Genomic DNA, 18,006 nt, shown 5'->3' on the forward strand with positions numbered 1-18,006 from the left:
GTTTTTCACTTCCTTACATCATGTGTTCTTAGAGTGGGATGAAATTTTCATAAACATACATAACTCAGATGAAAACATTGCATAGTAAGGAGAAAAGAACGGAGGCGTTACGATGCATACAGTATGGAAGGGTGGCATTAGCTTCGGACTGGTGAATATTCCAGTCAAGCTGTTTACCGCTACAGAAAACAAAGATATTAAATTAAGACAGCTTCATAAAGAATGCCATACGCCGATTAATTACCAAAAGGTTTGTGCTAACTGCGGCGAGGAGGTAGCGCCAGAGCAAATTGTAAAAGCGTACGAGTATGCCAAAAATAAATTCATTGAATTGGATGAGGAAGAACTCGAAAGGCTGAGAAAAGAAAATGAAGAAAAAGCCGTCGAAATCATTGATTTTGTGAAGATAGAAGAGATCGACCCCATCTATTATGAAAGAAGTTATTTTCTATCTCCAGATACCGGCGGAGCAAAGGCTTATTCATTATTAAGAAAAGCGTTACAAGAATCAGGGAAAATCGGTGTAGCCAAGATCATGATTCGCTCAAAGGAGCAATTAGCGATTGTTAGGTGCTACGAACATATTTTACTAATGGAAACCATTCATTTCCCTGACGAAATTAGGCAAGTATCAGATGTCCCGAATATCCCGCAAGAGGAAAATATCGTGAAGAAAGAGTTGGATACAGCACTCCTTTTAATTGAGCAGCTGACCACCACATTCGATCCAGCCGCTTATCGCGATGAATACAGAGAGCAGCTGATGAATGTAATTGGAGACAAAATCTCTGGAGAACATACCGTTCAACCAGCAACGACAGGTAAAAAAGAGGCTTCATCCAATGTCACCGATTTGATGGCCGCTTTGCAGGCTTCTATCGATCGATCAAAACCTGAAAAAACGAAAAAAGCAGCACCTAAGAAAAGAAAAGCACCCGCTAAAAAAGAAAAGAATGCATAAAGAAAAGACCGCTCGCCAAAGGGCGGTCTTATTTTGGCTTCACCACATCCTGAATCGTCCCGTCTGTTCGGTGGATGACAACTGCTGTTCCTTTTTTAGATGAAATCTCTTTCGCGCGGTCGATGGCTTCCTGTTTCGTTTCTTTTACCTCACTTGCACGCTTCGCTTTTTCAGTTTGAACCGCCCAGCCTTCATCATGTTTCACGACATGCTGAGCATGATCCATGAGCTCAGGTCGTGCAGAGCCGCTTTTCTTAGAAGGAGTCACAGAACCATGAGAGTGAAAGTCCTCCATTTCTTTTTCCGTCGCATTCTTTTTCCACTCTTTCGCTTGATTGATCGCAATTGGAATCGCTCTACCTTCTTCATAGCCTTCCTGCACCATTTTGTTGGCCATCTCAAGTGCTTTTTTTCGAATGACTTTGTCTAATGATTGGAATGAAGCTGGATAATCTTCCATTGTCCAAGGCATATTGAACACTCCTTTCTTTTATTTGAACACCTTCCCCCATATGCAATGGATCAAACATTTAACCATCTCAATCCAATGGCTTGGTTGAAATACATCGTTTTGCTGAGGAAGAATGTTTTCAATTCCTGCACAATAGAAGATAGTAAAGGAGTGATTGAAATGATGTTGAAAGGTTTGTATGAAGCGCATTTGCCTGTGAGTGATATCAAGGCATCCATTTCATTTTTTGAAAAGTTGGAATTAACACTTGCTTATGAAAATGAAAGAGTGGCCTTTTTATGGATTGAGAAAGGAAAGAGCTGGCTTGGCATATGGAAAGCGGATATGTCCACTATTCCATATCATCCAGCGACTCGGCATGTTGCCTTCCAAATGGGAACATCCAGCATTGCACAGATCAAAGAATGGCTGATAGAAAAAGGGATCAGCATACATCCGATGTTTGGCTTTTCGGAAGAGCAACAGCCTTTAGTACTTGATAATCCACCACAATTTCATGCCGCCATTTATTTTCTTGATCCCGATGGGAATCTGCTTGAATGTATTGCACCGCTAGAAATTGATGCAGCAGAACATCATGAGATGATGACATTTGAAGATTGGGAAAGAAAGAAAAATCCGTTTATTGATTGACAAAACCGCTCATTGTAACTATATTGATTACAACGGTGGTGAAGGAATGTGAAACAAATTAGCAGCAGGTATACCATTGCTGTTCATATCTTATCTTTTATTGCGGGTGTTTCAAAAGAGTGCACAGGGGATTTTATTGCAGAAAGTGTCAATTCAAATCCAGTCATTATCAGAAAAATGATGGCTATGCTCAAAAAGGCGGATCTCATTGAGATTCGCCGAGGAGTTGGCGGTGCTTCTTTAAAAAGACCGGCAGAGGACATCACACTGCTAGATGTGTACCGGGCTGTGGATGTAATCGATGATGAAGAGTTGTTTAATTTTCATCAACCAGTCATTGCGTGTCGAATTGGTCAAGCCATGGATACGAGACTGCGGAAAGAACTCAAAGAAGCACAGTCTGCACTTGAGTATCGCCTAAAACAAGTGACAATCAAGCAGTTATTGATGGAGGCAGAAGAGTAGAAAAAGCTCATACACAGAGCTTTTTTTATCCCTTCGTTGTAATCATTTTGATTATAACGAATGCTCTGATGTAAGAAACAAGCTGTTTCATTCAGGAACATCACCGTTGAACGAAAAATGAGGAGGTCAAATTAATGAAATTATTAGTGACAGGTGCAACAGGACAACTTGGATCGCTCGTCGTCAAACATTTGCTCGCGAAAGTGCCAGCTGAACAAATTGCGGTCAGTGTTCGAGATCCGCAAAAAGCAGTACATCTAAAGGAAGCTGGGGTGGATGTGCGCAAAGGAGACTTCACACAGCCGGATACACTTCAATCAGCGTTTCAAGGGATTGACCGTCTTTTGATCATTTCGTCTGGGGATGGAGAACGAGTGAAGCAGCATCTAAATGCCATCGAAGCAGCGAAAGCAGCGAATGTATCATTTATTGCTTATACAAGTGTAGTCAATGCAAGAGAAAGTCAGCTTAACCTAGCACATGACCATGCAAAAACAGAAGAAGCGATTTTGGCCTCTGGCATCCCTCATGTTTTTTTAAGAAACAATTGGTATGTGGAAAATGAAAAAGATACGATTCTGGCATCAGTCAACGGAGCGCCGTTTATCAGCCCAATTGGTGAAGGTAAAGTCGGCTGGGCAACAAGAAATGACTATGCAGAAGCAGCAGCAAATGCGTTAATACAGCCGGCACATGACCAAGAAATCTATGAATTGTCAGGACCAATACGCACACACACGGAACTTGCACAAATGGTCAGCAACGTGAGCGGGAAAGAAATCAAAGTAGAGCACATGGATGTAGAAACATTTGGAGAATTTTTAGCGTCAAATGGTGTACCGAAAGAAGCTGTTCCGTTTGTCAAAGCGATGCAAAGCGGAATTCGCGATGGGGCATTAGCAGTCGAAAGCCATGATTTCGAAACCTTATTAGGCAGATCCTTAACACCTATCAAAGAAAAAATTCGTGAAATGATTTCAAAATAAATCTTCTCAATCGCCCTTAAAGGGCGATTTTTTTCATGGAGACTACATGTTTATATAAAAAATGATACATTGAAAGGGCTATTAATTATGTTGAAGAGACATTTAATGACGCATGACGTAACCTATACCCGTAAGAGTTAACAATCTTTTAACATTGAAAATAGTTAAATAGTATCTATTTTTTTACATGATAATGTTGAACTCTAATTTTATTTATTGTAATATTAGATAATAATAGGAGGAGGTGGTAATTATGGGAAAAATTAATAGTAAACATTCTAAAATCCTAGCCGCTTTTGGGATGGTCTTTTTATCTATTTTAGTGATGTTTGGAACTATTGGGTCACCAGTGAAGTATAATCAAAACGAATTTAGTAATTCTAATATCCAAAATTTAGAAAAATCATCATTAGAAGTGAACCTTGCCAAAATCATTAATAAACATAGTAAAAAGACTACTTGGAACCAGGCTCAAAAAAAGGCATCCAAAATTGTCAACATGGTGATGACGGGGTCTGACGTTGCTACGGCAATATCTACAGTGTTAGGTCTCTTTTCATTTGGAACCATAACGGCTATCGCTTGGGCAGCAAGGATGTCATTAAAGTGGTATATCAAACGAAAAGGTAAAAAAGCAGCTGTTACATGGTAAGTAATGAAGAGTAGTTATGATTCTCATAACTACTTCTTCTTTACTAATTACGTATAAGGGGAGCCGTGTGGTGAAAGGAATTGTAGAGGGCGTCAAATCATTCGTATCTGTATTATTTGAACCAGTAGCTTTATTTAATAAAATAATTGAAAGACCCAAGAATTTTTATCCGTTCATTTTAATTATGCTAATCGGAATATTTTTAGTGCTATCCACTTCACAATTTTTAATACAGGAAATTTCTCACCTGTTTGAACTAGAAGACAAGTTGTCTAATTCAGCTATCATTATTGGTATTTTCACTTTTATTATAAGTGGAGGATTACTTATAGAGTGGCTGATTCAATCAATTGTCATCTATTTTATGGTATCACTGTTTTCTACTGAAACCCGGGAATTCAGAGCGGTATCCAGTATTATCGGTTATAGTTGGGTTCCTATAGCCATTAAGGTGTTTTCTTTCTCGTTATTAGTTATGTTTTCTGGAGAATTGTACGAGATTAAAGGATTTTCTGGAATATTAAAAGATACCGATAATTCTCTTTTAAGCAGCTTTTTAAAAAATATAGATTTTTTTGTAATTTGGCAGTACATAATCATGTATTTAGGTGTGAAAATTTTGTTAAGGGGTTCTAGTAAGTGGATGTCCATAATGATTATCGCTTTCACCTTCTTACTAAACACAATTTTAAAAATAATTCCAGAGATTTTCACTTCATTTATGTAATTGTTTTAACCCTATAATCAGTTAGTAGGATGTGATGAAATGTTACGAAAAGCCTCACTTTCTTATTTTATTGCAAGCATTATTACAATAATAGTCATTTTGATTGAAGTTGGTATCCGTTCAGCAGTTGTTTCTCCATTTGTTCTACTTGATTCGAACAAAGATAACAATCCAAAAGTGTTAATCTCCCATTCCCTTTATCAAGGTGATTTTTTATTAACCTATCAAGAAGATCCCTTCAAAGATCGATCAGAAGCAGCCTTTCAATTGGGGGGAAAGCAAATACATTTCACGGAGATTCCATCTAGGGGTGGAATTAGCACAATTGAAACTGAAAAATTAATAAAAGATAAGGCAACAGTTTTTCTAAGAAGAGGTTTTGAACCTATTCATGATGATAAAATCAAGATGGAACAGGTATCGCAAAATCCTTTTTTCTCTAAATACAATCTAATGAATTTAACAGAAACTACTAAGGTCAAAACAGGTTTTAAGCATAATACCATATATATTATATTAATTACGTTAATGGGAATTCTTTTTCCAGCTATGTTATTTTTATTTTTTAATCTTCATGAATCTATGAAAAACCTATTCACATTATTTATTCCCTTTGTTTTAGCCGTTTTTCTTCCCTTGGGATTAAATTATTATTTCTTAATGGGATATGTGCTATCAATAACAGGCTCTTATGTATTAAGCATTATTCTCTCTATACTTGTACCTAGTTTCCTGTCAATTTTATTGACAGCTTATTCATTTGAGTATACTACAAAAGATACGCCTGAAGATTTAGAAGAAAATGAAGGCGCGTCAGGAAATTCGTTCTTAATGAATGTTAGGGAGCAAGTTGTTTTGTTTGGTGCTGCCACCTTATCTTTGTTATATTTCGGATCATATTTATTACTTCCTTTGTCATTTCAAGCGAAGATCATGAATAACCTTTTTCTATTTTGTGGCTGGTACTTCGCCCTAATCATATTATTTATTTTTGGTTACTCAATCATTCAAAAAATAATAAACAAATATGAACTTTTAAATACGGAAGCATTCATGAATATTCGCAAGGATATTGAGAATAAGACAAACCAAAAGGTAAATATTTGGGTCAAAAAAGACTCTAAACAGGATGTGAATGCCTGGATATATTCTTTTAAACTTCCATTTAAAAGAAGAGTCGATGTGTATGTGACAGAAGGGTTGTTAGATAAGTTTGAAAAAGATGAAATTCGCGCCATCTTATACCATGAAATGGGGCATGCGAAGTTAAAACATGCGCATTATACCATGTTTCTAACTTTGATCGTAACATTATTTATGGGCATCAGTATGTATTATGCCAGACAGGTGATGCTTGCTAACGGATGGTGGCAATATGTTCTTATTTTCCCAGTAGGAGTAATTCTCATGATCTTTATTACGGAATGGTTGCCAAAGAAAATCAGCCGGTTATTTGAGATTCAGGCTGATAACTTTGCTGTTTCCCATCTTGAGAATAAAACACTGTATCTCAATACTTTGATTAAATTAAGCAGTCTTATTGAAGAAGAAGATGGAGATTATGGAAGAAAGTCTGAATGGCGTGAAAGTCACCCCTCTTTTGAAAAACGAATTGAGAACATAAAGAAAACCAATTGAGTCAACAAGGTGATTATATGAAGATTAAACTGTACCATTCCAATTATAATTGGCTAAAACTATTTATAAAGAGAAATTTCTGGGTGTTGAAGCTAGCTTTATTAGTTGTTTTTATTAGCTTTTTCGGTACTGTATTATTTTTATCGATTAACAATGATATGAACGTGACTACCATTCCCCTTAGTTATTTGGAGGAAGGGATTAGTGATAGTGAGAATGATGTTTTTGCTGTTTGCTTCTCAATTTTTTCGCATAATTTCATTATCTTGCTGCCAGCGTTAATTGGGGTTTTTTCACTCGGTTTTTTATCAATAATATATGTTTCCTTACAAGGATATTTACTTGGAGTATCCATCTATAGCATCTCTCAAACAATGTCAATTTCAACTGTAATTAAATTCACAATATTTCATGGGATTTTTGAGATGATTGCTATAGCTCTAGTCACTGCATTTGCTATAAAACCTGCTGAAATAACGATTGAATCCATTCGTGGAAATCGGAAATTTATACAGAAGCAGGACTTAATAGATATGGTTGTCCTACTTACTATGTATATTATTTTTTTATTCGCAGCGTCATTGATTGAAGGATTAATACTCCTAAATATATGAAGTTAGTTTTAAATATCATTTTGATGTTTAGAGGTAGATGGATATGAGAGAAATTTATTTGATTAACAAATATAAATTTAGAAGTATCTTAAACAGATTTTTGTATAACCATAAAAATGGGGGAATGCATAGTGTTTATCTCCCATTTCTTGTAGGAAGTATCATCATCACTGTTACTTTGACTATTGTTAATTTTTTTACTTCTTATACAGTTGAATTTATGCTTGAGAATTTAGAACCATTAACTAGAAAAGAGCAAAGTGAATGGGCCTATAGACTATTTTCATTAATAATATTGTTCATTCTGACTAGCAATGTTTATTCTAATGTGTACCGTATGCTAGATCTTAAAGACTTTAAGTTACTATCTTCTATTGTTCCATCTGTTAATAAAATAATACTCAGTAAGTTAATTGGGCGTGAATTATTTAAACGTTTACTACTCTTTGTAATATTCGTGCTCTTTTTCATTCATATAGCCACAAAGCTGAACCTTAGTTTAGCAACTGGGATGTTTTTATTTCTTTTTATAACTCCTATAATATTAATTGTAGCAACGTTAAAAATCTATATAGTGATGAAAATAATTTCTGCTAAAGTAAGTAAAAGAATTGGATTGAATTATAGCCTGTTTCTTTTATTCACAAAAATAATAATAATTATACTCTTTTTTTCTGTTCTTTTTCCTTTTGTTGAATATATACCTAGTAGCTTGGTGAGGGAAAAATACTTATTAATTTACAACCATTATATTATCCAGTCTTTACTAGTATTCTTTAACCCATTTCATTTTATAAGTGATAAATGGACAATTCTCTCTATCTCCCTTTTTATAGGGATTTGTATTTGTTTGTTAATGGGTAAATCTTTAAAACATTTAGAAGTCTATACATATATTGTTTTTTTTCAGCGGAATAATTCCAATGTCTCTGGAACAGAGATAAGAAACAGCTTATTTAACTTGTATTTGTCCAGATTGCCTATGGTTCTAAAATATCTTAAATTTATTTCATTTTTAACAAGGAAAATTGTTGAAAAAGATTATAAACATTTTCAAAGAATCCAGATGTATAGATTTAATCAAACATTTTTATTAATTACCTTTCAATACATATTGATATTTATACCTTATTATCTTTTAGCCTCCAAAAATATTTCTTTTATAGAGGGAAATCATTTATCGATCTTTGCTATTCTCCATCTTTCAGGAGCCGTCATGGTAATCCATAGACTCTTTAATAGATTTTCGCCCGACTTTGAAGGAAAAAGTTTCGTTTACCTTTTACTTACTCCTGTGAGAGTAGAAGAAATTTGCTTAGCGAAGGTGCTTAGTTTGTTAGGAGTTGCACTGCCTTTTTCAATTATTGTTAGTTCAGCAACCTGTTTAGTATTTCACGTCAATTTCTTATTAATTCTTCCTTTAAATCTATTAACTACGGTTGTTACAATACTGATTGCTCTAGTCTCCAGTATTACCTTCCCGAATTATGAAAGAGAAACCTATCTGGATTTGCCTAGTACAAGGTCCAGTATCATGAGTAAATTTTTGTCGAGTTTATTTATTATCATTGGGAGTTTAATCATCATGCTCTCCAAAAATTCTTTGTTAACCGTAATATTATTTTCATGCATGGCATTTATGATTAGCTCAATACTCTTCCATTTATGCTGTAAAAAATTAACTAATTCGGAATTTAAAAACTTCGCATCTTTAAGTGAATTTAGTGAGTAAGGATGATTATATGTTAAATGTAGTGAATATTTCAAAGTCATATGACAATATACCTGCGATTAAAAAAATAAGTTTCCACATAAGTTCCGGTGAAATTTTAGGCTTATTGGGTTCAAATGGTGCGGGTAAAACGACAACTTTATCTATATTATCAGGATTAATGAAACCTGACAGCGGATTTGTAAGTTTATATGAAGTTGAGGATCCCAAAGAATATAAGTCTCAGATTGGCTGTGTATTTGATGATTTAAGTCCCTATGATTATTTAACAGGTAGGGAATACGTAACCTTCATGGGTGAATTAAGAGGAGTTCCTTCTAATCAAATTGATCTTTTTATTTCCGAACTGTCCCAACTACTCTTTCTTGAAAGAAAAATTGATTTCTTAATCAAAACCTATTCAAAAGGTATGCGTCAAAAAATTATATTAATGGGTGCCTTAGTTCATAATCCGGTTCTTTTAATTATGGATGAACCATTTACAGGATTAGATCCAGAAAGCATAAAGGCGATTAAAGATTATTTAAAAGCCTTTACTAATAAAGGAAACTCCATCATCTTCAGTACTCATATACTTGAAGTAGCAGAAAAGTTATGTGACAGACTAGTAATAATTGAAAAAGGAAATTGTATTGCCACCGGTAGCTTGGAGGAAATAAGATTACAAGACAGTCAAATGAATGAAAATACTCATAGTTTAGAAGAAGTTTTTCATATGTTGACACATTCTTATAGTAATTTTAAAGAGTGATTGGTTTGAGAAATCACATAATAACATTGAATAAACACTAGTAAACGTAGTAAGTACCTTAGATACATTCTTCATAAATAGTAATATAATCCTTTGGGAGCCTTTTTTCATTAACATCTATAATTAATACCAAAAAATAAACATCAAAACGCCCTTTTCATAGGGTGTTTTTTTCATTTAGTCACACGAGCCATAATTCCAAATTTTAAACAAATCCGTTCGTTGAAATTTCAGAAATTTGGGATTAAAATGAAATGAAGGGTCATTATTTAGTCATCAGATGACCAGACATAAATCAAGGTGCAGCAAAAGAAAGGAAGTTCGCCGATGAGAGTCAGTTTATTTGTCACCTGTATCATTGACACGATGCAGCCACATGTAGGAAAGGCGACTGTCGAGGTGTTAGAGCGGCTCGGTGTTGAAGTAGAATTCCCTGAAGCACAAGTGTGCTGCGGGCAGCCCGCCTTTAACAGCGGCTATACAAAAGAAACAATCAAAGCGGCCAAAAATATGATGAAAGCCTTTGAATCAGCTGAATATGTCGTCACACCATCAGGTTCTTGTAAGGCCATGTTTTTAGAATATCCGCACCTTTTTAAAGAAGACCGAGCGTGGTTCGCCCGTGCTCAGGCACTTGCTGCGAAAACATATGAATTAACGGAATTTATTGTTGATATATTACATGTAACAGATGTAGGAGCGAGTTTGAAAGGAAAAGCCACCTATCATACCTCCTGCCATATGACGAGACTGCTTAGAATTAAGGAAGCGCCTTTCACACTGTTGTCAAATGTCAAAGATTTGGTGATGGAACCATTGCCTCGCGCTGAAAATTGCTGCGGATTTGGAGGAACTTTTTCAATCAAAATGACACCCATTTCTGAGCAGATGGTTGATGAAAAAGTACAAAGCATAGAGGAGGCAGGCGCTGAATATATCATCGGTGCTGACTGTGGATGTCTGCTCAATATCGGAGGAAGGCTGAATCGTCTTCATAAGCCAGTTAAAGTGATGCATATCGCAGAAGTGTTGAATAGCCGCTGAAGCTAAGAGGGGGAACGGCACATGAGTATGAAAATTGGAGAGAAGGCTTTTAAAGAGCGGATCGGCGAAGGATTAGAAGACGCTGTGATGAGAGGAGCTGTTTCCTCAGCACAGGAGCGTCTGTATAAAAGGCGGATGACCGCAAGTGAAGAGCTTGGAAACTGGGAAAAGTGGCGGGAACTTGGAGAGGACATCAGGCAGCATACACTTGCCCATCTTGATGACTACTTATATCAATTAAGTGAGAGCGTGAGTAGACGTGGAGGTCTTGTGTTTTTTGCAAAAACAAAGGAAGAGGCATCGGCGTACATTCAAGATGTAGCACAAAAAAAAGCAGCAAAAAAAATCGTGAAATCAAAATCAATGGTCACAGAAGAAATTGAAATGAATGAAGCGCTAGAAGAGATTGGCTGCGAGGTAGTTGAAAGCGATCTTGGAGAATATATTCTTCAAGTTGATGACCATGAACCACCTTCACATATCGTGGCACCAGCCCTTCATATGACGAAAGAACAAATACGGGAAGTTTTTCACGAAAAGCTTGGATATGATATGTCAGAGACTCCTGAAGAAATGACCAAATTTGTAAGAGCTTTGTTACGAGAAAAATTTCTTGAAGCAGATATTGGTGTGACGGGCTGTAACTTTGCTGTGGCTGACACAGGATCGATTTGTCTTGTGACGAATGAAGGGAATGCGGATCTTGTCACGTCCATTCCAAAGACACATATCGCAGTCATGGGGATGGAGCGGCTTGTACCAACGATGGAGGAGCTCGATGTCCTTGTCGGTCTATTGTGCAGAAGCGCAGTCGGTCAAAAGTTAACAAGCTATATCTCTGTCGTGGGACCAAAAGGAGAAGGAGAGGTAGATGGACCAGAAGAGTTTCATTTGGTCATTGTGGATAACGGACGGTCAAATATATTAGGGACGGAATTTCAGCCAGTTTTGCAATGTATTCGGTGTGCAGCCTGTATCAATGTGTGCCCCGTTTACCGGCATGTTGGCGGTCATTCGTACGGTTCAATTTACCCGGGTCCGATTGGCGCTGTTCTTTCGCCGCTACTTGGAGGATATGACGACTACCAAGAGCTTCCTTTCGCCTCAAGTTTATGCGCAGCCTGTACAGATGCTTGTCCAGTGAAAATTCCACTTCACGAATTATTAATCAAACATCGACAAGTCATCGTTGAAAAAGAGGGGAGAGCGCCTAAAGCGGAAATGATGGCAATGAAAATGTTCGGAATGGGCGCATCTACTCCTAGAATGTATCGATTTGGCACAAAAGCAGCCCCTGTGCTCTTGAAACGTATGGCTTCAAACGGACAGATTTCAAAAGGTGCGGGTCCTTTAAAGAATTGGACAGAAATTCGTGACCTCCCAGCGCCAAGCAAAGAAAGGTTTCGGGATTGGTTTAAAAAGAAACAAAAGGAGGAGCGGCAATGAAAGGTACCATTTCTCATCGAGATCCATTTTTAGCACATATCCAGCAACAATTAGGCAAAAGCTCCTCCAAGCCTGCATCTAATCGGCGTCCGGTTTGGAAGCATCGAGTCAATTGGGAAACAAATGAAGGTCTGTCGAAAGAAGAATTGATAGAGCAATTGAAGGTGCAATGTCAGCAAATTCATACGAGAGTGGTAGAAACAACGCCAAAAGAAGCACCCTCAACGTTACGATTATTGATGAAAGAGTATGGAGAAGGTCCTGTGATGACTTCGAGCGATAGACGTTTTGCACAATATGAATGTCATCCTATGTTTCAAGCCTTGCGGAAAGAAGGAATCTCAGTCACTAGCTGGAATGCAGATACATCAAGAGAAGAAAATATAAGGCAGGCAGAACAAGCGAAATATGCAGTGGTATTCAGCGATTACACACTTGCAGAATCCGGAACCGTTGTTCTTTCCTCCCATCAAGGTCAAGGGAGAGCACTTCATTTTTTACCGATGATGTATATCGTATGTATTGAAAAAAGCACAATTGTCCCGCGGATGATTCATGCTGTTTCAGCTCTTCATCGCCTAGTAGAAGAAGGAGAGCAGACGAAAGGTGCCATTCATTTTATATCAGGTCCAAGTAATTCTGCCGATATTGAAATGAATTTAGTGGTTGGTGTTCATGGGCCGGTGCGGGCTGTTTATGTATTAATAGATGATGAATGAGGCTTTCGTGAAGAAAGCCTTTTTTATGTAAACATTCTTAAAATTCATCTTGCCTCTAGGCGAATAGTCATAGTAAGATGACGTCATACAAGATGAGAAGCTCATCTACTGCTGATGTAAAGGAAGCTGCTAATGGAAATGAAGACAAATGCTCCAAAGAAGTCGATTGCGGTGGCGCTTGTGATCTCAATCATTGCGATTTCGTTTTCGGCCATTATTGTGAAGTGGTCAAGTGCGCCTGCTGCTATTTTAAGTATGTATCGAATGATATTTGCGGCGGTTTTGATGCTTCCGTTTATTCTGCCGCGTCAAAAAGAGTTTGTCTCGTTAAAGCGGAGAGACTGGTTTTTCTTATGTATGTCAGGTTTCTTTTTAGGGCTCCATTTTGTTTTGTGGTTCGGCTCATTGAAGCTCACCACAGTGGCGAGCTCTACAATCATCATTGCACTTCAGCCGATGGTGTCATTATTAGGCGGATTTCTCATTTTTCGTGAACGAACAACGAAGTCAGCCATTTTCACAATGTGTGCGGCGATTGTTGGTGCGCTAATGATCGGATGGGGGGATGTCGGCCATAGCCAAGACGCCATTATAGGAGACATTTTATCCTTTTTCAGTGTAATCGCTGTTGTTTGTTATTTATTAATCGGTCAACAAGCTGTGAGAAAGATATCTCATTGGATTTATAGTTTTTGTGTATTTGGTTTTGCCGGCCTTTTTTTAATTTTATTTAACCTTATACAGCAAACGCCTTTTGTAGGCTATTCGGGTAAAGAATGGGGGATTTTCTTACTGCTCGCCATTATCCCTACCATGTCCCATGTCATTAACAACTGGCTGTTAACCTATGTGAATGCGACAACTATTTCAATGAGTATTCTAGGCGAACCTGTTGGGGCAACGATACTCGCTGTTTTACTGCTTGGAGAGAAAGTCACGCTGCTACAAATGTTCGGTGGTCTACTTGTCCTTTTAGGTGTCTTTTTCTTTTTGATGCAGCAGCGACAAGGAATCGTGATGAAAACAAAAAAATCCGGTTAACTCCCGGATTTTTACTCTTTTAAATGATTTTTTTCAATTACTTTATTTAATCTAGCCTCGACTTTCTTCAATTCCACTTGTTTTCTTCTTATCATTCGAATCGCGATGACAACGATGGTCACGATCAATGCAATGAATAGAAGAGAAAATACTTGGAATACGATATCCCCAATGTTGAATGCAGTATTCGCTTCATTAGGCATGTGTAACCCTCCTTATATCTATATATTACCATAATCAATAAAAGATTGAGATTTATCCATAATTTATCTATAATAGGTAAAATATCACTCATTAAAGGAGAACCATTATGAGAACTTTAGTCCTTTTACGAGGTCTCCCAGGTGCAGGTAAATCAACTTGGATCAAAGAACAAGGCTTAGAACCATATACATTATCAGCGGATCAAATCCGTCTGTTAACCCAGCCTCCGCAGTTATCAGTCAATGGGAAACCGGAAATTTCAAGCAAACATGATCATAAAGTCTGGTCTTTATTATTTGAACTCCTCACAGCCCGAATGGAACGAGGAGACTTTACTGTCATTGATGCAACACATGTCACAAGTAAGTCCATTTCGCAGTATAAATCATTAGCTACTTCATACCGCTATAGAGTGTATGTCGTCGATTTTACGCAAGTGCCTCTTGAAACAGCCCTGCTGCAAAATCGCGGTCGAGAGCCGCACAAAGTAGTGAAGGAATCTGTGTTATATCAAATGAATGAACGGTTAAAGACAGAGAAGGTGCCTTCATGGGTAACCGTTTTGACGCCTGAGGAATATCCAGTCATTATGACGTATCAGCCCAGGTCTTTTGATCAGTATGAAGCCATTCACGTCTTCGGTGATATTCACGGCTGTTACACAGCTCTAAATACTTATTTGCAAGGAGACTTGAAAGAAAACGAGCTTTATATCTTTGCAGGTGACTTGCTTGATAGAGGAATAGAAAACAAGGAAGTTTTAGAATGGATGCTGGCACATAGAGAATGCCGCAATGTGATCGTCATTGAAGGAAATCATGATCAGCATCTTTACAAATATGCACATGAAGAAAAAGTGAGAAGTAATATGTTTAACCGTCATACTGCGCCTGAAATTGCGGAAGCAGGTTTTGACCTAAAAGAGTTAAGGAAGTTTGTCAGAACTTTTCATCAGCTCACCTATTTTACGTATCATGGTCAGACATTTCTTGTCACCCATGGTGGGCTTGCCCATTTGCCAGAAGAGCTTCTGCATGTCTCAGCGCAGCAGCTTATTCACGGAGTAGGTGAATATTCAGATGACATTGACCACTTATTTGTCCAAAACACTTCTGGATTAGATATCATTCAAATTCATGGTCATCGCAATTTATATAGACTGCCTATCCAAGCGGCGGAAAGATCTTATAATCTCGAAGGTCAGGTTGAATTTGGCGGACAGCTGCGTGTGTTAAAAATCACAGCAGGCGGGATTGAGACACATGAAATTGACAATCCTGTCTACAGAGCTTCTGAAAACAAGCAACCGGTCTTTGTGCAGCCCAATGTGACGCTGGATGATTTTTTAGCCCATTTAGATCAGCATGAATATGTACAGGAATTAAAGCTGCCACACGATATTTCATCTTTTAATTTCACGAAAAAAGCATTTAGTGAAAGACAATGGGATGAAATAAATGTCAAAGCAAGAGGGTTGTTTATCAATATGACTTCAAAGCAGATTGTGTCTAGAAGTTATAATAAGTTCTTTAATATTGATGAACGTCCTGAAACAAGAATGCAGCATCTAGTGAATCATCTTCAATTTCCTGTGACGGTCTATGATAAAGCAAATGGATACTTAGGTACGGTTGGGTTTAACGACATAAAAGATGAACTGGTGTTTACGTCCAAATCGTATACGTCACATGTGAAGCAAAATCAGCATGCTGCTTGGGTCGAAGAGCTATTTTATGCGACCTTTGACGATGTGCAGGTCGATTACATCAAATCATATGTACGCGACAACCATGTATCCCTTGTATTTGAAGTCATTTTGTCAGAGAAAGACCCGCATATTATCACATATGATCATGATCAACTCATTTTACTTGATATCGTGAAGCGTCAGCTGAGCTATGAAAAAGAACCATTTGCTGAAGTGAAAAGGCTCAGTGAACAGCTTGGCATGCGGTGCAAACAGCAAGTGGCAGTGTTTCATGATTGGACCTCTTTCTATAAATGGTATCAATCTGTATCACATGATGACACAATCAAAGAAGAAGGCTATGTCATTGAGGATAACAGCGGCTTTATGACCAAGTTAAAGCTTCCTTATTATCAATTTTGGAAGCAAATGCGATCCATTAAACAGCGTGTTGCAGATAAGCGCTCCACCCAAAAATATATGCAGGCTTTGCAAACAGCAGAGCAAGCAAGATTTTATACATGGCTGCTCGAGCAAGATCCAGTAAACGTGAGAAACTGCTCAATCATTGAGCTGCGTTCACAATTTGAGCAAACGGAAGCGGGCCATTTGAATAATGACGGAATAAATGCATAGTCTAACAAAGAGTCTTTTCTAAAGAAAAGGCTTTTTTTCATGAAATCGAAAGGTGGAAGCTGAAATGCCAGATCATATTGAAGTCATTCTTCGAACCATATTTGCTTTTGCTATTTTATTCGGCGGTGCCCGTCTTCTTGGAAAGCAAACCATTGCGCAAATGAATATTTTTGATTTCATTGCAGCGATCAGTCTAGGTTCAATTGCGGCGAACCTGGCTTTTAATACTACGCTTCCGCTTCATCACACAACCATATCTTTTGTGTCACTTGTGATCATCATTTATGTCATTTCTTTGCTTGCTTTAAGAAGCCGGAAGATGAGAGGATTTATGGCCGGTAAACCAACGCTTGTGATTCAAAATGGCAAAATCCTTGAAGAGAATATGAAAGGAATGAGGTATACACTTGATTATTTAAATCAACAGCTCAGAGAAAAGAATGTGTTTGACATTAGTGAAGTTGAATTTGCAATGATTGAAACAGATGGGCATATGTCAGTGAAAAAATACCCTTCATTTGATTATGTCACGCGAAAAGATCTTAACCTGTGGGTGCAGGCAGAGCGTTACATGCCCATTGAAGTCATTATGGACGGAAAGCTCATTTTGAAAAACCTTCATGAAAACCAATTAACGGAGCAGTGGATCTATGAAGAACTTCAAAAAAGGCAACTGTCTTTAAAAGACATTGTTTATGCGGTTCGTTCAAGTAATGGCAGTTTATATATTGATACATATGACGATCACATCCATTCTCCAATTGACCAAGAATGAATATGTAGTACGGACGACACCCGCGCGTCACAGAACTGCCAATATTTATAAGTCGTTTGGATGTCATCTATCTAGGTATCATTTCTCAATTATTATTATTTTCAGAAAATGTAGTGACGGAGAAAAATAAGTATGTTTAAGTATAAATAGAAGAATTTAAAATATCAATATAATATACATCAAGCGGAATGAACATTCATTCCTATTAAAACGAAAGGAGAGGATGAAATGCCCGCAGCAACTACTGATAAACAGGAGCAGATTATGAAGGCTTCTCTGGACTTATTTATTGAACGGGGTTTTGACGGTACAACGATGCCGATGATTTCGAAAAGAGCCAATGTTGGAGCAGGAACCATTTATCGTTATTTTGATAGTAAAGAGGCTCTTGTAAACATTTTATACCAGCGAAGCCTGACTGCATTTATCGACAAGGTGAATACAAACAGTCCAGACCCTAAAGCAAGTATCAGGGCTTATTTCAAACATGTCTTTTATTGCTTAGTGCTCTTTACAAAAGAGAATCCAAGTGGTCTGTACTTCTTAGAAATTGACAAACGCTCACACTATTTAGATGAGACAAGTAAAGAGAAGATGCAGCAGCTATTAAATGAGCTATTTCATATTTTTGAAGAAGGCAAAAAGGATGGAATTCATCCAAATCTTTCAGGGAGAACGATTTTATCCATTGTATTTGGAGCGTTCGTTCAGCTTCATAAACAGATTTTAGCAGAGGAAATTGAGCCAACGATTGAATTTTTAGAAGATATCGAGCAATGCTTATGGCGTGCCATTAGCGTTGCATCATAAAGAAATAAAGGGA

At 37.4% G+C, this 18,006-nt stretch carries 19 protein-coding genes; 17 read left to right on the top strand and 2 right to left on the bottom strand.

Going from position 1 to position 18,006, the window contains the following annotated elements; translation table 11 throughout:
- The first annotated feature begins 112 nt into the window (after positions 1-112).
- Positions 113-961 (top strand): Ku protein, encoded by an 849-nt coding sequence (locus tag NSQ70_RS08605; RefSeq protein WP_342502549.1) that lies wholly within the window; start codon positions 113-115, stop codon positions 959-961.
- Between the two features lie 28 nt (positions 962-989).
- On the opposite strand, the gene NSQ70_RS08610 is transcribed toward NSQ70_RS08605, so the two are convergent.
- The gene (locus NSQ70_RS08610; protein ID WP_178930203.1) at positions 990-1,433 is read right to left on the bottom strand and encodes a DUF2188 domain-containing protein; all 444 of its coding nucleotides are present in this window, start codon (positions 1,431-1,433) and stop codon (positions 990-992) included.
- Between the two features lie 159 nt (positions 1,434-1,592).
- Between NSQ70_RS08610 and NSQ70_RS08615 the strand changes: the two genes are divergently transcribed.
- The 13 genes from NSQ70_RS08615 to NSQ70_RS08675 all read left to right on the top strand — a co-directional run bounded on the left by NSQ70_RS08615 (position 1,593) and on the right by NSQ70_RS08675 (position 13,881).
- Positions 1,593-2,066: a VOC family protein gene (locus NSQ70_RS08615; protein ID WP_342502550.1), complete on the top strand. Its 474-nt coding sequence runs from the start codon at positions 1,593-1,595 to the stop codon at positions 2,064-2,066.
- Positions 2,067-2,114: 48 nt separating this feature from the next.
- Complete coding sequence (locus tag NSQ70_RS08620; RefSeq protein WP_342502551.1) at positions 2,115-2,531, top strand: Rrf2 family transcriptional regulator; 417 nt, start codon at positions 2,115-2,117, stop codon at positions 2,529-2,531.
- 134 nt (positions 2,532-2,665) lie between these two features.
- Entirely contained in the window at positions 2,666-3,517 is an 852-nt protein-coding gene (locus tag NSQ70_RS08625) for an SDR family oxidoreductase (RefSeq protein WP_342502552.1), read from the top strand.
- Positions 3,518-3,770: 253 nt separating this feature from the next.
- A complete protein-coding gene (locus NSQ70_RS08630) occupies positions 3,771-4,169 on the top strand; it encodes an uberolysin/carnocyclin family circular bacteriocin (protein WP_173408022.1) in 399 nt (132 codons plus the stop codon).
- Positions 4,170-4,239: 70 nt separating this feature from the next.
- Entirely contained in the window at positions 4,240-4,896 is a 657-nt protein-coding gene (locus NSQ70_RS08635; protein ID WP_173408023.1) for a YIP1 family protein, read from the top strand.
- A gap of 39 nt (positions 4,897-4,935) precedes the next feature.
- Positions 4,936-6,534 (top strand): M48 family metallopeptidase, encoded by a 1,599-nt coding sequence (locus NSQ70_RS08640; protein ID WP_342502553.1) that lies wholly within the window; start codon positions 4,936-4,938, stop codon positions 6,532-6,534.
- A gap of 17 nt (positions 6,535-6,551) precedes the next feature.
- A complete protein-coding gene (locus NSQ70_RS08645) occupies positions 6,552-7,148 on the top strand; it encodes a stage II sporulation protein M (protein WP_342502554.1) in 597 nt (198 codons plus the stop codon).
- Positions 7,149-7,191: 43 nt separating this feature from the next.
- On the top strand, positions 7,192-8,880 hold the full coding sequence (locus tag NSQ70_RS08650) for a hypothetical protein (RefSeq protein ID WP_342502555.1): 1,689 nt from the start codon (positions 7,192-7,194) through the stop codon (positions 8,878-8,880).
- A gap of 10 nt (positions 8,881-8,890) precedes the next feature.
- Positions 8,891-9,631 carry an ABC transporter ATP-binding protein gene (locus tag NSQ70_RS08655; RefSeq protein ID WP_342502556.1) on the top strand — a complete coding sequence of 247 codons (741 nt, stop codon included), beginning with the start codon at positions 8,891-8,893 and terminating at the stop codon, positions 9,629-9,631.
- Between the two features lie 327 nt (positions 9,632-9,958).
- Entirely contained in the window at positions 9,959-10,675 is a 717-nt protein-coding gene (locus NSQ70_RS08660) for a (Fe-S)-binding protein (RefSeq protein WP_041092692.1), read from the top strand.
- 21 nt (positions 10,676-10,696) lie between these two features.
- Positions 10,697-12,121: a LutB/LldF family L-lactate oxidation iron-sulfur protein gene (locus NSQ70_RS08665; RefSeq protein ID WP_342502557.1), complete on the top strand. Its 1,425-nt coding sequence runs from the start codon at positions 10,697-10,699 to the stop codon at positions 12,119-12,121.
- Positions 12,118-12,840, top strand: a complete 723-nt coding sequence (locus NSQ70_RS08670) for a lactate utilization protein C (RefSeq protein ID WP_268363534.1) — start codon at positions 12,118-12,120, stop codon at positions 12,838-12,840. Before NSQ70_RS08665 ends, NSQ70_RS08670 begins: the two co-directional genes overlap by 4 nt.
- A gap of 132 nt (positions 12,841-12,972) precedes the next feature.
- Entirely contained in the window at positions 12,973-13,881 is a 909-nt protein-coding gene (locus NSQ70_RS08675) for a DMT family transporter (RefSeq protein ID WP_342502558.1), read from the top strand.
- An 11-nt stretch (positions 13,882-13,892) separates the two neighbouring features.
- On the opposite strand, the gene NSQ70_RS08680 is transcribed toward NSQ70_RS08675, so the two are convergent.
- Positions 13,893-14,084, bottom strand: a complete 192-nt coding sequence (locus NSQ70_RS08680; RefSeq protein ID WP_035391946.1) for a hypothetical protein — start codon at positions 14,082-14,084, stop codon at positions 13,893-13,895.
- A gap of 107 nt (positions 14,085-14,191) precedes the next feature.
- On the opposite strand from NSQ70_RS08680, the gene NSQ70_RS08685 reads away from it, so the two are divergent.
- The 3 genes from NSQ70_RS08685 (at position 14,192) to NSQ70_RS08695 (ending at position 17,993) form a co-directional block, all read left to right on the top strand.
- Entirely contained in the window at positions 14,192-16,408 is a 2,217-nt protein-coding gene (locus tag NSQ70_RS08685; RefSeq protein WP_342502559.1) for an RNA ligase, read from the top strand.
- Between the two features lie 64 nt (positions 16,409-16,472).
- Positions 16,473-17,183, top strand: a complete 711-nt coding sequence (locus NSQ70_RS08690; protein ID WP_058337585.1) for a DUF421 domain-containing protein — start codon at positions 16,473-16,475, stop codon at positions 17,181-17,183.
- A 228-nt stretch (positions 17,184-17,411) separates the two neighbouring features.
- Positions 17,412-17,993, top strand: coding sequence for a TetR/AcrR family transcriptional regulator (locus NSQ70_RS08695; RefSeq protein ID WP_007499369.1), 582 nt, complete (start codon positions 17,412-17,414; stop codon positions 17,991-17,993).
- The last annotated feature ends 13 nt before the right edge of the window (positions 17,994-18,006 follow it).

The organism is Bacillus sp. FSL R5-0397 (genome assembly GCF_038593395.1).
GTDB lineage: Bacteria > Bacillota > Bacilli > Bacillales > Bacillaceae > Bacillus > Bacillus altitudinis.

Bases quoted from the DNA above. Each gene is read 5' to 3' on its own strand.
- NSQ70_RS08645 (WP_342502554.1), top strand. From the start codon at position 6,552: ATGAAGATTAAACTGTACCATTCCAATTATAATTGGCTAAAACTATTT.
- NSQ70_RS08680 (WP_035391946.1), bottom strand. From the start codon at position 14,084: ATGCCTAATGAAGCGAATACTGCATTCAACATTGGGGATATCGTATTC.
- NSQ70_RS08655 (WP_342502556.1), top strand. From the start codon at position 8,891: ATGTTAAATGTAGTGAATATTTCAAAGTCATATGACAATATACCTGCG.
- NSQ70_RS08615 (WP_342502550.1), top strand. From the start codon at position 1,593: ATGATGTTGAAAGGTTTGTATGAAGCGCATTTGCCTGTGAGTGATATC.
- NSQ70_RS08625 (WP_342502552.1), top strand. From the start codon at position 2,666: ATGAAATTATTAGTGACAGGTGCAACAGGACAACTTGGATCGCTCGTC.
- NSQ70_RS08685 (WP_342502559.1), top strand. From the start codon at position 14,192: ATGAGAACTTTAGTCCTTTTACGAGGTCTCCCAGGTGCAGGTAAATCA.
- NSQ70_RS08690 (WP_058337585.1), top strand. From the start codon at position 16,473: ATGCCAGATCATATTGAAGTCATTCTTCGAACCATATTTGCTTTTGCT.
- NSQ70_RS08640 (WP_342502553.1), top strand. From the start codon at position 4,936: ATGTTACGAAAAGCCTCACTTTCTTATTTTATTGCAAGCATTATTACA.
- NSQ70_RS08665 (WP_342502557.1), top strand. From the start codon at position 10,697: ATGAGTATGAAAATTGGAGAGAAGGCTTTTAAAGAGCGGATCGGCGAA.
- NSQ70_RS08670 (WP_268363534.1), top strand. From the start codon at position 12,118: ATGAAAGGTACCATTTCTCATCGAGATCCATTTTTAGCACATATCCAG.
- NSQ70_RS08660 (WP_041092692.1), top strand. From the start codon at position 9,959: ATGAGAGTCAGTTTATTTGTCACCTGTATCATTGACACGATGCAGCCA.
- NSQ70_RS08630 (WP_173408022.1), top strand. From the start codon at position 3,771: ATGGGAAAAATTAATAGTAAACATTCTAAAATCCTAGCCGCTTTTGGG.
- NSQ70_RS08605 (WP_342502549.1), top strand. From the start codon at position 113: ATGCATACAGTATGGAAGGGTGGCATTAGCTTCGGACTGGTGAATATT.
- NSQ70_RS08675 (WP_342502558.1), top strand. From the start codon at position 12,973: ATGGAAATGAAGACAAATGCTCCAAAGAAGTCGATTGCGGTGGCGCTT.
- NSQ70_RS08610 (WP_178930203.1), bottom strand. From the start codon at position 1,433: ATGCCTTGGACAATGGAAGATTATCCAGCTTCATTCCAATCATTAGAC.
- NSQ70_RS08695 (WP_007499369.1), top strand. From the start codon at position 17,412: ATGCCCGCAGCAACTACTGATAAACAGGAGCAGATTATGAAGGCTTCT.
- NSQ70_RS08650 (WP_342502555.1), top strand. From the start codon at position 7,192: ATGAGAGAAATTTATTTGATTAACAAATATAAATTTAGAAGTATCTTA.